Annotated in this window: 20 protein-coding genes; 12 read left to right on the top strand and 8 right to left on the bottom strand. The window is 59.5% G+C overall.

Features of this window, described 5'->3' with window-relative positions; all coding sequences use genetic code 11:
* Nucleotides 1-192 precede the first annotated feature (192 nt).
* Entirely contained in the window at nt 193-1,272 is a 1,080-nt protein-coding gene (gene glpQ / locus R2E40_RS08215) for a glycerophosphodiester phosphodiesterase (RefSeq protein WP_017409921.1), read from the bottom strand.
* A gap of 102 nt (nt 1,273-1,374) precedes the next feature.
* Complete coding sequence (glpD, locus tag R2E40_RS08210; RefSeq protein ID WP_060389015.1) at nt 1,375-2,862, bottom strand: glycerol-3-phosphate dehydrogenase; 1,488 nt, start codon at nt 2,860-2,862, stop codon at nt 1,375-1,377.
* Nucleotides 2,863-2,966: 104 nt separating this feature from the next.
* Between glpD and R2E40_RS08205 the strand changes: the two genes are divergently transcribed.
* A complete protein-coding gene (locus tag R2E40_RS08205) occupies nt 2,967-3,176 on the top strand; it encodes a hypothetical protein (protein WP_318165199.1) in 210 nt (69 codons plus the stop codon).
* Nucleotides 3,177-3,183: 7 nt separating this feature from the next.
* Here R2E40_RS08205 and R2E40_RS08200 read toward each other — a convergent pair whose 3' ends face one another.
* Both R2E40_RS08200 and glpT read right to left on the bottom strand, forming a co-directional pair.
* Entirely contained in the window at nt 3,184-3,942 is a 759-nt protein-coding gene (locus tag R2E40_RS08200; RefSeq protein WP_011705542.1) for a DeoR/GlpR family transcriptional regulator, read from the bottom strand.
* A gap of 101 nt (nt 3,943-4,043) precedes the next feature.
* Complete coding sequence (glpT, locus tag R2E40_RS08195) at nt 4,044-5,399, bottom strand: glycerol-3-phosphate transporter (RefSeq protein WP_318165198.1); 1,356 nt, start codon at nt 5,397-5,399, stop codon at nt 4,044-4,046.
* 487 nt (nt 5,400-5,886) lie between these two features.
* Between glpT and R2E40_RS08190 the strand changes: the two genes are divergently transcribed.
* Nucleotides 5,887-6,735 carry an MIP/aquaporin family protein gene (locus R2E40_RS08190; protein WP_011705540.1) on the top strand — a complete coding sequence of 283 codons (849 nt, stop codon included), beginning with the start codon at nt 5,887-5,889 and terminating at the stop codon, nt 6,733-6,735.
* 54 nt (nt 6,736-6,789) lie between these two features.
* Nucleotides 6,790-8,292: a glycerol kinase GlpK gene (gene glpK / locus R2E40_RS08185; RefSeq protein WP_043121914.1), complete on the top strand. Its 1,503-nt coding sequence runs from the start codon at nt 6,790-6,792 to the stop codon at nt 8,290-8,292.
* Nucleotides 8,293-8,453: 161 nt separating this feature from the next.
* Here the strand turns inward: glpK and R2E40_RS08180 are convergent, their stop codons facing one another.
* Nucleotides 8,454-9,356: a LysR substrate-binding domain-containing protein gene (locus tag R2E40_RS08180; protein WP_318165197.1), complete on the bottom strand. Its 903-nt coding sequence runs from the start codon at nt 9,354-9,356 to the stop codon at nt 8,454-8,456.
* Nucleotides 9,357-9,546: 190 nt separating this feature from the next.
* Between R2E40_RS08180 and R2E40_RS08175 the strand changes: the two genes are divergently transcribed.
* The 8 genes from R2E40_RS08175 to R2E40_RS08140 all read left to right on the top strand — a co-directional run bounded on the left by R2E40_RS08175 (nt 9,547) and on the right by R2E40_RS08140 (nt 15,307).
* Nucleotides 9,547-9,933, top strand: a complete 387-nt coding sequence (locus R2E40_RS08175) for a DUF6404 family protein (protein ID WP_318165196.1) — start codon at nt 9,547-9,549, stop codon at nt 9,931-9,933.
* Nucleotides 9,934-9,990: 57 nt separating this feature from the next.
* Nucleotides 9,991-10,212: a hypothetical protein gene (locus R2E40_RS08170; protein ID WP_318165195.1), complete on the top strand. Its 222-nt coding sequence runs from the start codon at nt 9,991-9,993 to the stop codon at nt 10,210-10,212.
* 115 nt (nt 10,213-10,327) lie between these two features.
* Nucleotides 10,328-10,714, top strand: a complete 387-nt coding sequence (locus R2E40_RS08165; RefSeq protein WP_318165194.1) for a DUF6404 family protein — start codon at nt 10,328-10,330, stop codon at nt 10,712-10,714.
* A gap of 20 nt (nt 10,715-10,734) precedes the next feature.
* Nucleotides 10,735-11,100: a VOC family protein gene (locus R2E40_RS08160; RefSeq protein ID WP_318165193.1), complete on the top strand. Its 366-nt coding sequence runs from the start codon at nt 10,735-10,737 to the stop codon at nt 11,098-11,100.
* Nucleotides 11,101-11,356: 256 nt separating this feature from the next.
* Entirely contained in the window at nt 11,357-12,355 is a 999-nt protein-coding gene (locus tag R2E40_RS08155) for a hypothetical protein (RefSeq protein WP_318165192.1), read from the top strand.
* Between the two features lie 163 nt (nt 12,356-12,518).
* Entirely contained in the window at nt 12,519-12,815 is a 297-nt protein-coding gene (locus R2E40_RS08150; RefSeq protein ID WP_318165191.1) for a putative quinol monooxygenase, read from the top strand.
* Nucleotides 12,816-12,862: 47 nt separating this feature from the next.
* The gene (dkgB, locus tag R2E40_RS08145) at nt 12,863-13,666 is read left to right on the top strand and encodes a 2,5-didehydrogluconate reductase DkgB (RefSeq protein ID WP_318165190.1); all 804 of its coding nucleotides are present in this window, start codon (nt 12,863-12,865) and stop codon (nt 13,664-13,666) included.
* A gap of 468 nt (nt 13,667-14,134) precedes the next feature.
* A complete protein-coding gene (locus R2E40_RS08140) occupies nt 14,135-15,307 on the top strand; it encodes an MFS transporter (RefSeq protein ID WP_318165189.1) in 1,173 nt (390 codons plus the stop codon).
* A 62-nt stretch (nt 15,308-15,369) separates the two neighbouring features.
* On the opposite strand, the gene cydX is transcribed toward R2E40_RS08140, so the two are convergent.
* From cydX to R2E40_RS08125, 3 genes are read right to left on the bottom strand one after another with little or no spacing between them, the layout of a single operon-like run.
* On the bottom strand, nt 15,370-15,483 hold the full coding sequence (gene cydX, locus R2E40_RS08135) for a cytochrome bd-I oxidase subunit CydX (protein ID WP_005310033.1): 114 nt from the start codon (nt 15,481-15,483) through the stop codon (nt 15,370-15,372).
* 27 nt (nt 15,484-15,510) lie between these two features.
* Nucleotides 15,511-16,638 carry a cytochrome d ubiquinol oxidase subunit II gene (cydB, locus tag R2E40_RS08130; protein WP_318165188.1) on the bottom strand — a complete coding sequence of 376 codons (1,128 nt, stop codon included), beginning with the start codon at nt 16,636-16,638 and terminating at the stop codon, nt 15,511-15,513.
* Nucleotides 16,638-18,209, bottom strand: a complete 1,572-nt coding sequence (locus R2E40_RS08125; RefSeq protein WP_318165187.1) for a cytochrome ubiquinol oxidase subunit I — start codon at nt 18,207-18,209, stop codon at nt 16,638-16,640. The genes cydB and R2E40_RS08125 overlap by 1 nt, the downstream gene beginning before the upstream one ends.
* Nucleotides 18,210-18,329: 120 nt before the next feature.
* On the opposite strand from R2E40_RS08125, the gene R2E40_RS08120 reads away from it, so the two are divergent.
* Complete coding sequence (locus R2E40_RS08120; protein ID WP_318165186.1) at nt 18,330-19,769, top strand: PLP-dependent aminotransferase family protein; 1,440 nt, start codon at nt 18,330-18,332, stop codon at nt 19,767-19,769.
* Nucleotides 19,770-19,772: the final 3 nt, after the last annotated feature.

Raw genomic sequence — 19,772 nt, 5'->3', positions numbered from 1 at the left:
TGGATTTATTCGCTGACAGATGGATAAATGACCACAAAAGGGACCCTTTCGGCCAGAAAGTAGCGATCCGCACATGCTCCACACACCAAAATCGTAAACATATAATTACACCCCTTCTATTTTCTCTTGCCAACAGGCATAAAAAAGCGGGGCACCTGGCCCCGCTTGCATTCCCGTGTTGCTCTTCTTTTATTATTTGCCGTGAGCCTTGATCACCTCGACCGCCTTGTCGGGGAAGTCGCTGAATACCCCGTCCACATCGGCCTGATAGAGGAAGATGTTGAGCAGGTCGGTGAAGTCTTTCGCATAGGCCGGGATCTGGCCCTCATCCTGACGGAAGGTATAAGGATGCACCTTGAGGCCGGCCGCATGGGCCTCTTTCACCATGCCGGTGAAGGTCGGTTTGCCCAAGGTACCCGGCTCCGGCACTATCATCGGCTTCCAGGGGCCGATCCCCTCGGCATAGCCGGCGATCTCCTTCATGGCGCCCGGCTTGAACATCCAGTCATAGCTGTAGGGGGTCGCCTTGCCCTTGGCGTCATAGACCATGGTCTCGTTCCAGTCGGTCTCGGCCATCAGCTGCACCAGTTTCAAGTCCATGCCCATGGCAGGCATCAGTTCACTGTTGATGCGCTTGAGCTCGTTGGTATCGAAACACTGCAGATAGACCTTGTCGTTCTTGCTGGTGTAGCCGTACTCCTTCAGTACCTTGAGTACCGCCTTGGAGATGTCCTTGCCCTCGTGGCGGAACAGCCAGGGGGCCTTTATCTCCGGGTAGATACCGATGTTCTTGCCGGTGCTCTTGTTGAGCCCCTGGATCATCTCGATCTCTTCCTGGAAGGTATGGATCTTGAAGCTCGACTTCCACAGCGGGAAGCGGGCCGGGTAGACCGGCACCTGCTTGCCGTCCACCAGCTGGAACGGCTCGGTCATGCGCAGGGAGCGCACCTCGTCCAGGGTGAAATCCACCACATAGTAGCGACCATCCGGGCGGGCCCGGCCGGGGAAGCGCTCAGCCACATCGGTGATGCCATCGAGGAAGTGATCGTGCATCACCACCAGCTGGTCATCCTTGGTCATCACCAGATCCTGCTCCAGATAGTCGGCCCCCATGCCATAGGCCAATGCCTTGGACTCCAGGGTGTGCTCGGGCAGGTAGCCGGAGGCCCCCCGGTGAGCGATCACTATCTTGCCTTCATCGGCTGCCAGTGCGGGCAATGCCAGGGCGGCCCCCAGACCAAGGGCAAGCAGGGAGAGAGTGTGTTTTTTCATGCGCGGTGCTCTTTGTTATTGTTTATGGGATGTAGGTTATTGTTATAACAGAGGTTTATTGCATTTTTACGGCGGGCGGCCAGGGCCGCCCGCAGGGGGTGATCAGCAGGCTTCGGGCAGGGCGTGGTGGTGTTCGCTGAGCCAGGCAGCCAGTTGCTGCTGCTCGGCTTCGGACAGACGCAGCCCCAGCTTGCTGCGGCGCCACAGAATGTCTTCCAGGCTGCAGGCCCACTCCCGCTCGATAAGGTAGCGCACCTCAGATTCGTATAGTCCGGCACCAAAGTGCTGACCACGATCCTGGTGCAGCCAGAGGCGGGCATGGGCGCCATAGGCCTCGGCAATGCGCAGGGCACTGCGATCATCGAGCCAGTCGAATTCCAGCGCAAAGGCGCGCGCCAGCTCGCGAACCGAGCAGTCGAACTCGCCACCGGGCAGCCGGCTGTTGGCGGTCCAGTCATCCCCCATCTGGCTGAACCAGGGCTTGAGCTTGTTGCAGGCGGCCTGCGCCAGCTTGCGGTAGGTGGTGAGCTTGCCGCCAAATACCGACAACAGCGGCGCACCGTCGGATTCACCGGACAGTTCGAGGGTGTAGTCGCGGGTCACCGCCTGCGGCGAGTCGGACTCGTCATCGCACAGCGGGCGCACCCCGGCGTAGGTCCAGATCACATCTTTAGGGGCGATCTGACGGGTGAAGTGGGCGTTGACCACTTTGCACAGGTAGTTGATCTCGGCGTCGCTGATCTTCGCTTCACGCGGGCTGCCCTTGTGCTCCACGTCCGTAGTGCCGATCAGCGAGTAGTCCTGTTGATAAGGGATGACGAAGACGATGCGGTTGTCCTCGTTTTGCAGGATATAGGCCTCTTCGCGCTCATGGATGCGCGGCACTATCATGTGGCTGCCCTTGATGAGGCGAATGCCGCGCGGGGATTTCTCGTGCAAGCTCTCGTCATAGAAGGTCTTGACCCAGGGGCCGGCCGCATTGACCAGACCGCGGCAGGTGACGTTGAACTGCTCGCCCCCTTCCCGCTCCAGAGTCAGGGTCCAGTGTTTGGAGCCGCGCACCGCCTTGACGCAGCGGGTGCGGGTCTGCACGTCGGCGCCCTTGTCGCGCGCCATCATCGCGTTGAGCACCACCAGCCGGGCGTCGTCGACCCAGGCGTCCGAATACTCGAACCCCTTGCTGATGCCGGCGGTGAGGCCGTCCTGCGGCAGGAAGCGCACGCCGCAGCTGCCCTTGAGCTTGTCGCGCTTGGCCAGGTTGTCATAGAGGAACAGGCCGGCGCGGATCATCCAGGCCGGGCGCAGGTGCGGGCGATGGGGCAGCCGAAAACGCATGGGACGGGCGATATGGGGGGCCATGCCGAGCAGCACCTCCCGCTCCGCCAGCGCCTCTTTCACCAGCCGGAATTCGTAGTGTTCGAGGTAGCGCAGGCCGCCGTGGATCAGCTTGCTGGAGTTGGAAGAGGTGGCAGAGGCGAGATCGCGCGCCTCGAACAGGGCAACCTTCAGACCCCGCCCCGCTGCATCAGCCGCAATGCCTACCCCGTTGATGCCGCCGCCGACGACGACCAGATCATAATGTTCGCTCATGTTCACCTACTTTCTTATTTTGACCTTGCGAAACCGTCGCAATGTTTGATTTCGCTCATATTAGAGCATGAAAAAATGATAAACGAACATTTTATGGAGAAAATGTGATCGCGATTGTTTTGGCAATGCTAAAAATGCTGCCGGTCGGTGATAAAGCGGCGCAACCTGGGGAAAACGGGGGCAAGGCTGTGAGCGAGATCGCGCTTTTGGGGACATCAGCACGACATTGGCGGTGGAATGAAGTCGAGCAGAAGTGCGGGGAGGCTGAAAACGAAGCGGCCGCCCGATGGCGGCCTGGTGCTGGAACGGGTTAACGGCAACTCAGCAGATGTGGCACTCGATCTGGTGCTGGGACATCAGCCGCATCAGCTTCTCCGGCGGCTCCTGATCGGTGAACAGGGCGTGGATCTGGCTGAGGTTGCCGAGGTTGACCATGGCGTTGCGACCAAACTTGGTGTGGTCGGCGGCCAGGAACACCTGGCGGGAGTGGGCGATGATGGCCTGGGCAATCTTCACCTCGTGGTAGTCGAAATCGAGCAATGAGCCGTCGCTGTCGATGCCCGAGATGCCGATGACGCCGTAGTCCATGCGAAACTGGCCGATGAAGTCGCGGGTCGCCTCCCCCACGATGCCGCCGTCCCGGTTGCGAATTTCGCCGCCGGCGATGATGACGGTGAAGTCATCCTTGGCGGTGAGGATGCTGGCCACGTTGAGGTTGTTGGTGACGATGCGCAGCTCGCGGTGATCGAGCAGGGCGCGAGCGATGGCTTCGGTGGTGGTGCCGATGTCGATAAAGAGCGACGAGCCGTCGGGAATATTGGCGGCCACTTCACGGGCGATACGCTCTTTCTCCTTGAGCTGCATCACCTTGCGGGCGCTGTAGGCGGTGTTGACGGTACTCGAATGCAGGGAGGCCCCGCCATGGTGGCGCCGGATCTTGTTCTGCTCGGCGAGATCGTTGAGATCCCGGCGAATGGTCTGGGGGCTGACGTCAAAGTGGGTCACCAGATCCTCGGTCGAGACAAAGCCCTGCCGCGTCAGGACGTCCAGGATCTCCAGATGTCGTTGGGTTTGCTTCACGCTTGAACTCCGATGATGAGACGAAAAAAGGCCCCAGCAGATGCGGGGCCTTGGGGAGTTTACCTGATCCCTTTTCCAATCGATAAGGGCAGGATCACGTTTTATGCCTTATGGGCAGCCGCTTTGGCGGCAATCGACTGGTTCTCGTGCTTGAGGGTCATCGCCAGCAGGATGATGGAGAGCACGCAGGAAGCGGTCAGCACCATGAAGCCGCCATCCCAGCCGAAGTGGTCAACGGTGTAGCCCAGCATGGCGTTGGCCGCGACCGCGCCACCCAGATAACCGAACAGACCGGTGAAGCCTGCCGCAGTACCGGCGGCCTTCTTCGGCGCCAGCTCCAGGGCATAGAGGCCGATCAGCATGACGGGGCCGTAGATGAGGAAGCCGATAGCCACCAGCGCCATCATGTCAACGGTCGGGTTGCCGGCCGGGTTGAACCAGTAGACCAGCACGGCCACGGTCACCAGCACCATGAACAGGATACCGGCCGGCGCACGGCGGCCCTGGAACATCTTGTCAGAGATCCAGCCGCACAGCAGGGTGCCCGGAATACCCGCCCACTCGTACAGGAAGTACGCCCAGGAGGAGTTGTCGACGCTGAAGTCTTTAGCCTCTTTCAGGTAGGTCGGCGCCCAGTCCAGCACACCGTAACGGATGAGGTAAACGAAGGCGTTGGCAATGGCTATGTACCACAGCAGCTTGTTGTGCAGCACGTACTTGACGAAGATCTCCTTGGCGGAAAACTCCTGCTCGTGGCTTTCGTTGTAGTCCTTCGGATAGTCGTTCTTGTGCTCTTCGATGGGGGGCAGACCGACCGATTGCGGGGTGTCACGCATCACGAAGAAGGCGATCACCGCGATGGCGGCGGCGGCAGCAGCCGGCACATAGAAGGCACTGCGCCAGTCGTTGAACCAGCCCATCCCCAGAATGAACAGCGGACCTATCATGCCGCCACCCACGTTGTGGGCCACGTTCCAGACCGCGACCACTTCGCCGCGCTCTTTCTGTGACCACCAGTGCACCATGGTGCGACCGCAGGGCGGCCAGCCCATGCCCTGTGCCCAGCCGTTCAGGAACAACAGCACGAACATGATGGCGATGCTGGAGGTGGCCCAGTGCATGGTCCCCATCATGAACATGATGCCGGCCGACAGCAGCAGACCGGCGGAGAGGAAGTAGCGGGCGTTGGAGCGGTCCGACACGTTCCCCATCAGGAACTTGGAGAGACCGTAGGCGATGGAGACGCCGGACAGCGCCAGACCCAGATCGCCGCGGGAGAAGCCCTGCTCGATCAGATAGGGCATCGCCAGACTGAAGTTTTTCCGTACCAGGTAGTAACCGGCATAACCGAAGAAGATCCCGAAAAACACCTGCCAACGCATGCGTTTGTAGAAGGGGTCGACCTTGTCGGCCGGGAGCCTGTCTATGTGTGGTGCAGGCCTGAAGATACTAAGCATGTTCTGCTTCCTTATTGTTGTTGTGGGCGGTTGAGGGTGCCCTGTCCATGCTGACCAATCAGATGAGTCCTGATTCGAAAGCGAGCCTATTGTGCTCATATGTGAACATTTAATCTGTGATGGAGGCTGAAATATTGCAGTTTTATTACAAAAGAAAGTGTCAAATGAGCAATCACTCATCAGCCGCAATCCCTTGTGTAGCAAGGCTTTTGGCTACCCACTAAGTGGTATAACCACTGTATCAACTTGCTTTCCGTCACATTTTCTTAGCAATGAGTGGGATCTTGTCCACATTTCCTGCGGGGAGGGAGTGGTGAATAGGCGATTTAGGTTTATTTTCTCTCTCGTCCGAGAACGAGCGCAAACGAGCATAACGTTTGCGTCAGCTCAAAAAACAAGAAGAAACGTTTTCGGACGCAATAATGGGAATGAAAAACAACAAAACGGAACATCAAACCTACTCTGGGTGGATATAAGGAATAACGGTATGAGCATACAAAGACCCAATACCCTGCTTGGCGAATGCATTGCCGAGTTTATCGGAACCGGCCTGCTGATATTTTTCGGCGTCGGCTGCGTGGCCGCACTGGTGCTGGCGGGAGCCAACTTCGGGCAATGGGAAATTTCCATTACCTGGGGTCTGGGCGTCGCCATCGCCATCTATGTCACCGGCGGTATCTCCGGTGCCCACCTCAACCCGGCCGTGACCCTGGCGCTGATGACCTTCTGCGGGTTTGACAAGCGCAAAGTGGTGCCCTACATCATCGCCCAGGTTGCCGGCGCCTTCTGCTTCGCGGCGCTGGTCTACTTCCTCTATGGTAACCTTTTCACCCAGTGGGAAGTGACCCACAACGTGGTGCGCGGCAGCGTCGAGAGCCTCGGCAGCGCCGGCATCTTCTCTACCTACCCCAATGCCCTGCTCTCCAATATGCAGGCCTTTGCGGTCGAGATGGTGATCACCGCCGTGCTGATGCTGGGCATCATGGCACTGGGTGACAACAACAACGGTGCCCCCAAAGGCTTCGCCGCCGCCCTGCTGATCGGTATCCTGATCGCGGTGATCGGTGCCTCCCTTGGCCCGTTAACCGGTTTCGCCATGAACCCGGCCCGTGATTTCGGCCCCAAACTGTTCGCCTTCCTGGCCGGCTGGGGTGACGTGGCCATGACCGGTGGTCGTGACAACCCCTACTTCTGGGTTCCCATCCTCGGCCCCATCGTCGGTGCCCAGATCGGTACTGCCCTTTATGTAAAAGTGTTGGCTCCCTGTGTGCCGGGCAACCGCGTCGCCACCGAAGAAGCCGCCAAGCTGTCTAACAAAGAAGAGGCCGCCGCCTAAGAGCGGCCCTCCCCAACGTGTAAAAACGTGGAAAATAAAAACGTGGAGAACATCATGTCTGCTGAAAAGAAATATGTCGTCGCTCTGGACCAGGGTACTACCTCTTCCCGTGCCATCGTGTTTGACCAGGACGCCAACATAGTCGGTACCTCCCAGCGCGAATTCACCCAGCACTACCCAAAAGCGGGTTGGGTAGAGCACGACCCGATGGAGATCTGGGCGACCCAGTCCTCCGTCTTCACCGAAGTGCTGGCCAAGACTGGCCTTCGCAGCGAAGAGATCGCCGCCATCGGCATCACCAACCAGCGTGAAACCACAGTGGTATGGGAAAAGGCCACCGGCAAGCCCATCTACAACGCCATCGTCTGGCAGTGCCGCCGCACCGCGGCCATCTGTGAAGAACTGAAAGCGCGCGGCCTGGAAGAGTACGTGCGTGAAAACACCGGTCTGGTGCTGGACGCCTATTTCTCCGGCACCAAGGTGAAGTGGATCCTCGACAACGTCGAAGGGGCCCGCGAGAAGGCGATGAACGGCGAGCTGCTGTTCGGCACCATCGACACCTGGCTGGTGTGGAAGATGACCAACGGCGAAGTGCACGTCACCGACCCGACCAACGCCTCCCGCACCATGCTCTACAACATCCGCGACCTGAAGTGGGATCAGAAGATGCTGGACGAGCTGGGCATCCCCATGTCCATGCTGCCGGAAGTGAAGCCCTCCTCCGAGGTCTATGGCTACACCACCCGTGGCGGCGGCTCCCGCATTCCCATCGCCGGTATCGCCGGTGACCAGCAGTCTGCCCTCTTCGGCCAGCTCTGCTTCGAGAAAGGGATGGCCAAGAACACCTACGGCACCGGCTGCTTCATGCTGATGAACACCGGCACCGAGCCGGTTCGCTCCAGCAACGGCCTGCTGACCACGGTCGCCATCGGCCCGAAAGGGGAAGTGAATTACGCGCTGGAAGGTGCGGTGTTTATGGGCGGCGCCACCATCCAGTGGCTGCGTGACGAGCTCAAGATCATTCACGATGCCCGCGACACCGACTACTTCGCCTCCAAGGTTGGCGACACCAATGGCGTCTACCTGGTACCGGCCTTCGTCGGCCTGGGCGCTCCCTACTGGGATCCGTATGCTCGCGGCACCATGGTCGGCCTGACCCGCGGCGCCAACCGCAACCACATCATCCGTGCCGCGCTGGAATCCATCGCCTATCAAAGCCGCGATGTGCTGGATGCGATGCAGCAGGACTCCGGCATCAAGCTGGCGGCCCTCAAGGTAGACGGTGGCGCCGTAGCCAACGACTTCCTGATGCAGTTCCAGGCCGACATGATGCACACCCCGGTAGTGCGTCCGACCCGTATCGAGACCACCGCCATGGGCGCCGCCTTCCTGGCCGGCCTCGCCGTCGGCTTCTGGAAAAGCTCGGAAGAGCTGGAAGACAAGTTCAGCGTGGACCGCGAGTTCATCCCGCAGATGGACCGCGACGATCGCGCCAAGCGTTACAACGGCTGGAAGAAGGCGGTGGAACGTTCACGCCGCTGGGCAGAAGAGGAGTGATCGGGCAACCGACACAGCTCTGAGCTGAAAAACATGAGAGGCCGACAGCAATGTCGGCCTCTCTTTTTTAGCGCCGCCCCGATGATGACCCCTATCGTCCCTAGGCAGACCCCAAGCACGGCAGGCCCTTTCTGGCGGGCGACCCTGTCAGGGAGCGAATGCTAAAGCATCTCGCTGCCGAGCTGCTCTTTGAGGAAATCGAGCCAGACCCGCAGCCGGATGTCGCGCTGGGCATCGGAGTAGAACACCGCATTGATGGGGCGCGAGGCACCGCTGTTGCTGCGGGCCAGCACCTCCATCAGGGCGCCGCTCATCCGATCCTGCCCGGTCATGAAATCCGACAGACAGACGATCCCCTGCCCCCGCAGCGCCAGCTGGCGCAAGGTCTCACCGCTGCTGGCGCGCAGGGTCGGGGTGATGGGAAAGCGGTCCCCCTGCTCCTGGCTCAAGAGCGGCCAGTGGTTGAGGTGATCGGGGTGCAAAAAACCGAGCAGCTCGTGCCCGCTCAGCAGATCCGCCGGCTGGCGCGGGGTGCCTCGCTCGCGCAAATAGTCGGGGGATGCCAGCAGCCGCAGCCGCGAGCGGCCCAGCGGCAGCGCCCGCAGGGAGGAGTCGGTCAGCTCGCCGATACGAATGGCCATGTCCACCCGCCGCTCCATCAGGTTGATAAAGCCCTCGGAGCTGTGCAGTTGCAACTCGATGGCGGGGTAGCGGCGGCGAAACTCGCCGATGATGGGCACCAGCCGGTGCAGGATAAAGGGGGTGGCGGCATCCACCCGCAATACCCCCTCTGGCTGCTCGCGGCGCATCAGCAGCAGCCCCTCCGCCTCGCTCATCTCGGTCAGGATCTTCACCGCCCGCTGATAGAACCAGCTCCCCTCCTCGGTCAGGCTGACCCGCCTCGTGGTGCGGTTGAGCAGCACGGTCGAGAGCTTCTCTTCCAGCCGCTTGATGCCGCGGCTCACCACCGAATTGTCCATGCCGAGGTTTTCCGCCGCCTGGCGAAAACTGCCCGCCTCCACCACCGCCACAAACAGGGTCAGTTCATCAGAATGGGTCTTCATTGCTGCAATCCAGACAAGAGTAATGGGCCTTTATAGACACGGTGGCCCTGGATTGGCAAGGATGCTTTGGCAGCTGTGCTGGTATTTAGCAGAGAAATAATCTGAGATGGCTGCTATCCCTCAGCCTGCCTAATCCGTAGAATGCCGCAAAAAAGCACCATATGACGCCGCTGCGATATAAGACAAAGCAATGACATTTGAAGAACGACTAACCATCGCCCATCAGACTCTGGCTGACCAAGGCATCAAGGAATGCGACTACAACCCATGGATGTTCAAGCTGCTGCGCAAACTCGGCTGCACCGTCAAGCCCCCTTATTACGCGGGCTGGCTGGTCAATTTTCTTTGTGCCAGCCTCAGTATCGCGCCGATCTGGGGTCTGATTATGTGGACGTTCGTTTGGCACCCAGAGGGAAGATCTTTCGTATCATCCTTGTTCAGCAGCGCTCTATTCGCTGGCCTGTTTGGCCTCGTTACCTTGATCAGGCTCTGGCTGAAGCGCAGGCAGCTTGATTTGACCCCATGGGAACAGCTAGCACGCCAACCCATCCGTGAAAACGCGGCAGGAAAAGGCTGAAACCCCGCCGTAAATTGGCACCAGATGTAATACAAGCTATAGACACGGACCCCCACCTTGCCCGATTTCGTTAAATTCATGATCAGTTTTTCAGTTCACTGCGTCATTCCAATGGCCATTGGCTTGTTGGTTCTCACCTACCGGCTTTTCCGCCACCACAATGGCAACTGGCGCAGCTATCAACGCAGCCGTGACCTTCTTCCTCTATTCGCTTCCATTATCCTTGGTATGGTGGTCGCAAGAAGATTTCATCCAGCCATCATGGCGGCCCTGGAGTGATTGGAAAGCGTATAGATAAATAACGTGACCACGAGCCCACATCGCGTTGATGGTTTGCCAGTAGAATGCGGCAAGATGGCATCGTATGACACCAAACATCTCAAGGAAAAACATCATGGAGTTCGAACGCAGGCTGGCCGCCGCCCATCGGGAGCTGGCAGAGAAGGGTGTGCAGACGCTCAACTACAACCCGCCGATCGCCTGGCTGCTGCGAAAGGCGGGGTTCACCATCAGACCGCCCCACTACGAACGCTTTCTGGTCAATGTCCTTGCTCTGGGGATCCCCACTGGCGCTATCTGGGGGGTGTTGATGTGGTTCTTCGGCTGGCAACATGAGGTAACGCCAGCATTCGCCCTGCGCCAGAGCCTGCTGTTTGGCATAGGGTTCGGTCTGCTGATGGCGACCTGGCTCTGGTTCCGGCGCAAGCAGCTCAAACTGACTCCTTGGGACGCTTTGCCCCACTCCACGATCCGCACGCAAAAACGCTGGCAACCGAAATAATCACCGACAAGGAGATCCTCATGACCAGGGCCCATGAAAAACTGAACTATGTGGAGTTTGCGGCCAGGGATCTTGCCGCCACCAAGGCCTTCTTTCAGGTCGCTTTCGGCTGGCAATTTGCCGATTATGGCCCCGATTATTGCGCCTTCGAGGGGGAAGGGCTGGATGGCGGCTTCTATCGCGCCGATCTCTGCAGCCAGAGCGCGCAAGGCGGCGCCCTGCTGGTGTTCTACAGCGCCGATATTGAAGCGACCCAGAGCAAGGTAGCCGGCGCCGGAGGCGCCATAGTTCGCCCCCTGTTCGATTTTCCCGGTGGCCGCCGTTTTCACTTTGTCGAGCCCAGCGGCAATGAATTTGCGGTCTGGTCCGAGCCGGCCAGCGCCTGATAACCACAGGCCGGAAAACTAACCACACAAAAGGAAGCCAAATAAGTACATAATTTATATCTCGTTGCAAATTTAATACTGGGCATAGAGAGAAGAACAGACAAAAAATAAAATATCATATTTCTTTTTCGCCAAGCCTTGAAACTGAAAGTGGAATAACTGTGTAGGCAAAGAAAATAATTTATGATATCAGCATGTTAGATGCATGGCAATATTATGTTAACTCATTAACATTTAACTAAGCAGGAGAGATACTGTGGGTTGGAAGGGGACGTTACGCTCAATAAATGCCGCAGCAAAAAGAGCTGATAGACATGCTAAACGTAGGCAAAAAGAACTATTGAAAAGTCAAATAGCCTACGAAAAGATGCAGGAATTAGAAAAAGCCGCATACGAAGTAGACGTATTTGAAAACTACATCGATGTCATTCAATCAATACATAAGGATTGTGGCGATAGTGTAGACTGGTTAAAGATATCAACATCCCAAGAACCAGCAAAGCCGCTTATTATACGTGATAATGAACACCAAGCTATCGCAAGGCTAAATAGTTTCTCACCAAGTTTTATAGATAAACTATTCGGAAAGGTAACATCCAAAAGACAAAAATTAGAAAAAGAAGTTTCTATAGCAAAAGTTAAAGATACGCAAATAAATAGCACTAACCTTTCTCAATGGAACATTGATGTAGAGGAATGGAAAGAAAGAGTCTCTCTTGCAAGAAGATTATTAAATGGCGATGTAAGTGCGAAAACAGATATTATCAAAGATCTTAATCCATTTTCAGAAATAGACCATCTTGGCTCTGGAGTGAACTTTACCATTCAAGATAATGGATTGTTGATAGTCACTATAAATGTCCATAGCGCCAATATTATCCCTAAAGAACAAAAGACTCTTTTGAAAAGCGGAAAGCTCTCTATAAAATCCATGCCGGTCAGTCGATTTAATGAGATTTATCAGGATTATGTTTGCAGTGTCGTATTGAGAGTGGCGAATGAGATATTTTCTATATTGCCTGATGACAAATTAATAATCAACGCAGAGGATTACTTATTAAATAAAAGTACTGGTCACTTGGAACCACAGTCTCTTCTTTCTGTTTACATTACGCGTGATGGAGTCTCAAGATTGAACATGGAGTATATCGACCCATCTGATGCCATGAATAACTTCATTCACAACGTAAACTTCAAAAAAACAAAAGGATTTGAGCCGGTTAATGAAGTAAAAGTACCAGAAATGAACGTGTGAATATAACTTAATAAGCAAGGCATTATGTTATGATGCCTTGTTGCTTTTATTTTTATGATAGAAGACATTGCTGCTCACCTCTCAATTCACTATTGCAATAGTGACTCTTTTTCCCTGCCTGCCTCACATTCATACTGAATCTCCATTAAGCAAGGAGGTTCAGATGTCATCCCCCGTGATTGTGATTGCCCAGCTTGAAGCCAAACCCGAATTTGCCACCCAGTTTCGCGCAGCCTTAGGCCCACTGATCGCGGCCACCTTGCAGGAGGCTGGCTGCCTGCGCTACCAGCTGCATCAGGATTTGGACAATCCCCACAGCTGGATGCTCTACGAGGTATGGGAGAGCGAGGCCGCCCTCAGAGCCCATCAGGGCCAGCCCCACTTTACCGAATTTGTCGCCAAGGCCGAGCCCTGGTTTGCCGGCAGCACCATTCGCCGCTATCAGCCGCTGGACGCCTGATTTTCCGCGCCGCTGAGCGCCCTTTTGCAATCTATTTGAGGAACAACATGATGAAGATGCCCAACCTGGGTCTTGGTACCTTTCGCCTGACCGGCCAACCCCTGCGTGACTCCCTGCTGCAAGGGCTCGAGCTTGGCTACCGCCACATCGACACCGCCCAGATCTACGCCAACGAGGCCGAAGTGGGCCAGCTGATGAGCGAGAGCGGCGTGTCCCGCCAGGATATCTATCTGACCACCAAGGTGTGGACCAGCGAGTTCGGCCCAGGCAAGCTGATCCCGAGCCTGGAGGTGAGTCTGGCAAAACTGGGCACCGACTATCTGGATCTGGCACTGATCCACTGGCCCTCCCCCAAGGATGAGGTGCCAATGGCGGTCTATCTGGAGCAGCTGGTCGAGGCCAAAGCCCAGGGCCTGACCCGCGAGATCGGGGTCTCCAACTTCACCGTGGCCCAGCTTAAAAAAGCTATCGAGATTCTGGGGCCGGGCGTCATCGCCCATCAGCAGGTGGAGATCCACCCGCTGCTGCAAAACCGCAAGGTGGTGGAATTCTGTCAGGCCCACGGCATCGCCATCACCGCCTATATGCCGCTCGCCTATGGCAAGGTGCTCACCGAGCCGCTGCTGATGGAGATCGGCCAGCGCCACGGCGTCTCGGCGGCCCAGGTGTCGCTGGCCTGGCTGCTGGCCCAGGGCATGACGGTGATCCCAAGTTCCACCAAGCGGGAGAATCTGGCCGCCAACCTTGCCGCGCTGAAGGTCACGCTCACTGCCGACGAGATGGCCGCTATCGCCACCCTGGAGCGGGGGGAGCGCTGTGCCAACCCGGATTTTGCGCCAGATTGGGATTAAACGGGGGGATGCATGGCCCCTCTCGCTTCAGCGGCGGGTACCGGCAACTCTCACGAGCCTATTGCAGCCACGAGCTATCCCTTCTCCCGCAAGGGGAGAAGGGAGCAATTAACGCTCAATGACATTCTTCAGCACCAGCGGGAGGCATCATGCCTCCCGCTCTTTTGTCTCCAACACCACGGCACAGCCGCCTGTGCCCCCCCCCCCAGAGCCTTCCCTCAACCCTTTACCTCTTTCCTCTTTGTCCCGGCTCGCTATGTATTGATTGCTGCCGTGCACGTTGTCTCTGCACCCACCTCGTGCGCTACGGCCTGTTTTAGCCGCGTTGCCTCAGCCACTCCTCCTTCCACGACACTATTGCTGCTGATTTGGCAAAAGTAATTTGATGTCACCGTCATTTTTGCCAATAAACACCCTCGGCATACTGGCGCCATTCTCCCGTCGGGAGTCCCTAACCAAGGAGTTGTTATGCCACTGGCGTTATTTGCCCTCACCCTGAGTGCCTTTGCGATCGGCACCACCGAATTCGTGATCGTGGGGCTTATCCCCACCATCGCCGAACAGCTGAATGTCTCGCTCCCCTCGGCAGGCCTGTTGGTCAGCCTCTATGCCCTTGGCGTGGCCATCGGCGCCCCCGTGCTGACGGCGCTCACCGGCAAGGTGCCGCGCAAGTGGCTGCTGGTAGGGCTGATGGCACTCTTCACCGCCGGCAACCTGATGGCCTGGCAGGCCCCCGGTTACGAGAGCCTGATCGTGGCCCGCATCCTGACCGGGCTGGCCCACGGGGTCTTCTTCTCGGTGGGCAGCACCATCGCCACCGGCTTGGTGGCCAAGGAAAAAGCGGCCAGCGCCATCGCCATCATGTTCAGCGGCCTCACCATCGCGCTGGTGACCGGCGTGCCGCTTGGCACCTGGATTGGTCAGGTCTTCGGCTGGCGCGAAACCTTTCTGGTGGTGAGCCTCTTGGGCCTCGTCGCCATGGTGGGCAGCCTGCTGCTGATCCCGAGCAACCTGCCCAAGGGGGCGGCCTCGACCCTTCGCGAGCAGCTCTCGGTGCTGACCAAAAAACCCTTGCTGCTGGTCTACGCCAAGACCGCGCTCGGTTACGGTGGCGCCTTCACGGCGTTCACCTTCCTCGCCCCCATCCTGCAGCAGGTGAGCGGCTTTAGCGCCGGCGCGGTGAGCCTCATTCTGCTGGTGTACGGGGTATCGGTCGCCGTCGGCAATATCTGGGGTGGCAAGCTGGCCGACAAGATGGGCCCGCTGCCTGCGCTGAAGCTGCTGTTTGCCGGTCTCGCATTGGTGCTGCTGGTGCTCACCTTCACCGCGCCGCACCCGGTGCTGGCGGTGCTGACCGTGCTGGTGTGGGGCGCCTTTGCCTTTGGCAACGTGCCGGGTCTGCAGGTGCTGGTAGTGAAACAGGCCGAGCAGCACACCCCCAGGGCGGTGGACGTGGCATCGGGCCTCAACATCGCCGCCTTCAACGTCGGCATTGCGCTGGGCTCCGTCGTCGGTGGCCTGGTGGTGGAGCACCTGGGTCTGATGCACACCCCCTGGATCGGGGCGCTGATCGTGCTGCTGGCCTACGGCCTCACCCATGTCAGCGAGCGGCAGGCCGCCCGGGTTGCCCTCCCCGCCTAAGCGACCCCTCCAGCAAGATGCAAAAAGGCCGACACCTGTGTCGGCCTTTTCATGGCTGCGTCTCAAGACTCCTTGAGATCCTCATCGGCGGCCCAGCGCGCCTCCAGCCAGAGCAGATTGACCAGCCCGCACAACAGGGCGAAGCCCAATCCCAGAATCCAGGTGAAATACCACATATCGCATGATCCTTTGGTTGAAGAGGGTTAGTAGAGGCTGTGGCCGTGCTGGCGGATCTGCTGGGCGCTCATCTTGCCGCGCACCACCCGGTAGACCCAGAGGGTATAACCGATGTTGATTGGCATCAGCACCCCGACAATCCCCAGCATGATGAAGAGGGTGCGCTCGCTGGAGGTGCTGTCCCACAGGGTCAGGCTGCTGGACGGATCCAGCGACGAGGGCAGCACGAACGGGAACAGGGCGATGGCGACGGTCAGCATCATGCTGGCGCAGGCGCCGCCACTGGCGAGCAGGGCCGTGCGCGGCAGCTCGCGGGCGCTGGCCAGGCTGCTCACCATGGGCAGCACCAGGCCGAGGGCCGGCACGCACCAGAGCCAGGGATGGGCGACGAAGTTGGCAAGCCAGCCCTGCTGGACCACCCCCACCTCCTTCATCAGCGGGGTGAGCGCCCCGTTGATATCACCAATCTCCAGCACTCGATAACCGGCCATCTGGCTGAGCCAGACGCCGCCCAGGGCAAACAGGCCGCTCGCCAGCGGGCCGAGCCAGAGGCTCTGGCGGGCGCAGCGCCGGGCGATCTCTCCCTGGGTCTTGCACTGCAGGAAGCTGGCGCCGTGCAGCAACAACAGCGCCAACGCCGTCCCCATGCAGGTCAACAGCAGCGGCCAGTGGAAGTCAAAGGCGCCGTAGTGGATGCGAAGGGCCGCATCGAAACGAAACGGCAGCCCCTGCAGCAAAAAGCCCAAGGTAGCGCCAAACACCAGGGTCGGCAGCAGGCCGCCCACCACCAGGGCGCGATCCCACCAGCGGCGCCAGACCGGGTCCGCCAGCTTGCTGCGATAGTCAAAGCCCACCGGCCGCAGGAAGAGGCCGAACAGCAGGAACATGAAGGGCACGTAGAGCGCCGAGAAGGCGGCGGCATAGACCAGCGGCCAGGCGGCGAACAGGGCACCGGCCCCGGCGATGAGCCACACCTGGTTGCCCTCCCACACCGGCCCCACGCTGTTGAGCAGCACCCGCCGCTCCTCGTCGTTCTTGGCCACCACCGGCAGCAGCATGGCCACGCCGAGATCGAAGCCATCCATCACCACGAAGCCGACCAGCATGAACAGCACCAGCCCCCACCAGATCAATTTCAGGGTTTCGTAATCCATCAGGCAGGACTCCCGTTTTGCAACACTTCACCTTGATAGCGACCCGTCTGCAGGCTGGCGGGCCCTTTGCGGATCACATGACGCAACAAGAACAACTCCACCACCAGCAGGCTGGTGTAGATGAGACAGATGGAGATCAGGCTGAACCAGAGCTGGCCCGGGGTCAGCAAGGAGACGGACGCCGAGACCGGCAGCACGTCGCTGATGGTCCACGGCTGGCGACCAAACTCGGCCACAAACCAACCCGCCTCGATGGCAATCCAGGGCAGCGGAATAGACCAGAACAGGGCCTTGAGCAGACGCGGGGATTGCACCAGCTTGCCCCGGCACAGCTGCAGGAAGGCGGCGGCAAACAGCGCCAGCAGCACCACGCCGATGCCCACCATCAGCCTAAAGCTCCAGAACAGCGGCGCCACCTGGGGGATGGAGTCCGCCACCGCCTTGGCGATGGCCGCCTCGTCCGCCTTGCCAATCTCCTTGGCATAGGGGGTGAGCAAGAGGCCATAGCCCAGATCCTGGCGATGATGCTCGAAGGTGGCTCGCGCCGCCTGGTTGCTGCCATCGGCCCGTATCGTCTCCAGCGCCTCGTGGGCCAGCATGCCGCTGCGAATGCGCTCCTCGTGCCGCGCCTTGAGATCTTTGAGGCCCGTCACCTGCTCATCGAGGGAACGGGTGGCGATGATGCCCATCAGATAGGGGATCTTCACCGCGGCGTGGGTGGTCTCGGCGGCCTGATCCGGAAAGCCGAACAGGGTGAAGGAGGCCGGCGCCGGCTCGGTGTGCCACTCCGCCTCGATGGCGGCCAGCTTCACCTGCTGCACCTCGCCGGTGCGATAGCCCGACTCGTCGCCCAGCACGATGACCGAGAGGATGGCTGCCAGACCAAAGCCCGAGGCGATGGCAAAGGAGCGCAGGGCGAAGCGCACCTCCATGCGGCGCAGCAGATACCAGCTGCTCACCCCCATCACGAACAGGGAAGCCGCCACATAACCCGCCGCCACCGTGTGCACGAACTTGACCTGGGCTACCGGGTTGAAGATCACCGCGGCCACGTCCACCAGCTCCATGCGCATGGTCATGGGGTTGAACTCGGCGCCGACCGGGTTCTGCATCCAGCCGTTGGCGATGAGGATCCAGAGCGCGGAGAGGTTGGAGCCGAGCGCCACCAGCATGGTCACCAGCAGGTGCTGACCGCGGGAGAGCTTGTCCCAGCCGAAGAAGAATAGACCCACCAGGGTGGACTCGAGGAAGAAGGCCATCAGCCCCTCCACCGCCAGCGGCGTGCCGAAGATGTCGCCGACATAGTGGGAGTAGTAGGCCCAGTTGGTACCGAACTGGAACTCCAGGGTAATGCCGGTGGTCACCCCCATCACGAAGTTGATGCCAAACAGCTTGCCCCAGAAACGGGTGATGTCTTTGTAGATCACCTTGCCGGTCATCACGTAGGCCGACTCGGCGATCACCAGGATCCAGGACAGCCCCAGGGTGAGGGGCACAAACAGAAAGTGGAACATCGCCGTCGCCCCGAACTGCATTCGGGAGAGGCTGACCACATCATCCAGGCTTATCATGCATGACTCTCTATGTTGCATTTAACAGACAGGTTTTCGCCCGTTAAGTACATCACGGTCCATGACACCTATAACAGATGCAGTTATAGTGAAATACACCTATAACAGTTTAAGCCCACCATGTCCCTATACGGCCAGCTGGCAGATCAGCTGCAACAGCAGATAACGAGCGGCCTCTGGCAGCCGGGGGAGCGCATCCCCTCCATCCGCCAGAGCTGCAAGACCCATGGCCTCAGCCCCATGACGGTGCTGCAGGCCTACCAACTGCTGGAGAGCCGCGGCCTCATCCTGGCGCGGCCCCAGTCCGGCTACTACGTCAAGGCCGCCCCCTCCCGCCCTGTCGCCAGCCAGCCCCAGCAGGCCCACTACAGCGGCTCGGTGGACATCAACGATCTGGTGTTCGAGGTGTTGCAGGCGAGCAAGTCGCGGGAACTGGTGCCGCTGGGCATGTCGGTGGCCGATCCCACCCTGTTCCCCCACCCCCAGCTCGGGCGGGCGCTGGCCAGCTGCATGCGCAAGCTCGACCCCTTCAGCACGGTGGCCGACCTGCCCCCCGGCAACGAGGCGCTGCGCCGGGCCATCGCCCAGCGTTACGCCAGCGAGGGGCTGGCGGTCGACCCCCAGCAGATCATCATCACCACCGGCGCCATGGAGGCGCTCTCCCTCAGCCTGCAGGTGCTGACCGAGCCCGGTGACTGGGTGGTGGTGGAGTCCCCCACCTTCTATGGCGCCCTGCAGGCCATCGAGCGGCTCAAGCTCAAGGCGGTAGAGATCCCGGTGATCCCCGGGGTGGGCATCGATCTGGCGCTGCTGGCCGAAGTCCTCGATCAGCGCCCCATCAAGGCGTGCTGGCTGATGGGCAATGTCCAGCACCCGCTCGGCCACACCATGCCGGACGAGCACAAGCAGGCGCTGATGGGGCTGCTCAATCGGCATGAGGTGGCACTGGTGGAGGACGATGTCTATGCCGAGGTCTATTTCGGCCGTGAGCGGCCAAGACCCATCAAGTACTGGGATACGCGGGGCGAGAGCCTGCTGTGCAGCTCCTTTTCCAAGTGCCTGGCGCCCGGCTTTCGGGTCGGCTGGGTAGTGGCCGGCCGCCACGCCGAGCGGGTGCAGCGGCTGCAGCTGATGTCGACCCTCTCCACCAATGTGCCAAGCCAGCTGGCGCTGGCCGAGATGCTGCGTCAGGGCGGGGTGGATGCCCACTTTCGCCGGCTGCGCCACACCCTGGCCCAGCGCCAGCAGCAGATGCGGGCCGCCCTGCTGCGCCTGCTGCCGGGGGAAGTGAGCATCTCCTCCCCCGATGGCGGCTACTTTCTCTGGCTCGAACTCGATGCCCGTCTCGACAGCCGGGCCCTGAACGCCCGAGCGCTGGCCAGCGGCTTCTCGCTGGCTCCCGGGGCTCTCTTCTCCAGCCAGGGTAAACACAACCACTGTCTGCGCCTCAACAGCTCCCATCCCTGGAGCCCGCAGCTGGAAGCGGCCCTCACCCGGTTGGCCGAGCTCATTCACCAACAGCTGGACTCAGCTCCCGCTAAAGACCAAAAGGCCCCATGACGG

It is taken from the genome of Aeromonas sp. CD (assembly GCF_033349375.1).
Taxonomy (GTDB): domain Bacteria; phylum Pseudomonadota; class Gammaproteobacteria; order Enterobacterales; family Aeromonadaceae; genus Aeromonas; species Aeromonas hydrophila.
The sequence above is the reverse complement of the archived record's forward strand: the minus strand, read 5'-3'. Positions and strand labels throughout refer to the sequence as shown.

What these genes read in the sequence shown, in the direction of transcription:
- glpQ (WP_017409921.1), bottom strand. Translation starts at nt 1,272, where the DNA reads ATGAAAAAACACACTCTCTCCCTGCTTGCCCTTGGTCTGGGGGCCGCC.
- glpD (WP_060389015.1), bottom strand. Translation starts at nt 2,862, where the DNA reads ATGAGCGAACATTATGATCTGGTCGTCGTCGGCGGCGGCATCAACGGG.
- glpT (WP_318165198.1), bottom strand. Translation starts at nt 5,399, where the DNA reads ATGCTTAGTATCTTCAGGCCTGCACCACACATAGACAGGCTCCCGGCC.
- R2E40_RS08190 (WP_011705540.1), top strand. Translation starts at nt 5,887, where the DNA reads ATGAGCATACAAAGACCCAATACCCTGCTTGGCGAATGCATTGCCGAG.
- glpK (WP_043121914.1), top strand. Translation starts at nt 6,790, where the DNA reads ATGTCTGCTGAAAAGAAATATGTCGTCGCTCTGGACCAGGGTACTACC.
- R2E40_RS08180 (WP_318165197.1), bottom strand. Translation starts at nt 9,356, where the DNA reads ATGAAGACCCATTCTGATGAACTGACCCTGTTTGTGGCGGTGGTGGAG.
- R2E40_RS08175 (WP_318165196.1), top strand. Translation starts at nt 9,547, where the DNA reads ATGACATTTGAAGAACGACTAACCATCGCCCATCAGACTCTGGCTGAC.
- R2E40_RS08165 (WP_318165194.1), top strand. Translation starts at nt 10,328, where the DNA reads ATGGAGTTCGAACGCAGGCTGGCCGCCGCCCATCGGGAGCTGGCAGAG.
- R2E40_RS08160 (WP_318165193.1), top strand. Translation starts at nt 10,735, where the DNA reads ATGACCAGGGCCCATGAAAAACTGAACTATGTGGAGTTTGCGGCCAGG.
- R2E40_RS08150 (WP_318165191.1), top strand. Translation starts at nt 12,519, where the DNA reads ATGTCATCCCCCGTGATTGTGATTGCCCAGCTTGAAGCCAAACCCGAA.
- dkgB (WP_318165190.1), top strand. Translation starts at nt 12,863, where the DNA reads ATGATGAAGATGCCCAACCTGGGTCTTGGTACCTTTCGCCTGACCGGC.
- R2E40_RS08140 (WP_318165189.1), top strand. Translation starts at nt 14,135, where the DNA reads ATGCCACTGGCGTTATTTGCCCTCACCCTGAGTGCCTTTGCGATCGGC.
- cydX (WP_005310033.1), bottom strand. Translation starts at nt 15,483, where the DNA reads ATGTGGTATTTCACCTGGATTCTGGGATTGGGCTTCGCCCTGTTGTGC.
- cydB (WP_318165188.1), bottom strand. Translation starts at nt 16,638, where the DNA reads ATGGATTACGAAACCCTGAAATTGATCTGGTGGGGGCTGGTGCTGTTC.
- R2E40_RS08125 (WP_318165187.1), bottom strand. Translation starts at nt 18,209, where the DNA reads ATGATAAGCCTGGATGATGTGGTCAGCCTCTCCCGAATGCAGTTCGGG.
- R2E40_RS08120 (WP_318165186.1), top strand. Translation starts at nt 18,330, where the DNA reads ATGTCCCTATACGGCCAGCTGGCAGATCAGCTGCAACAGCAGATAACG.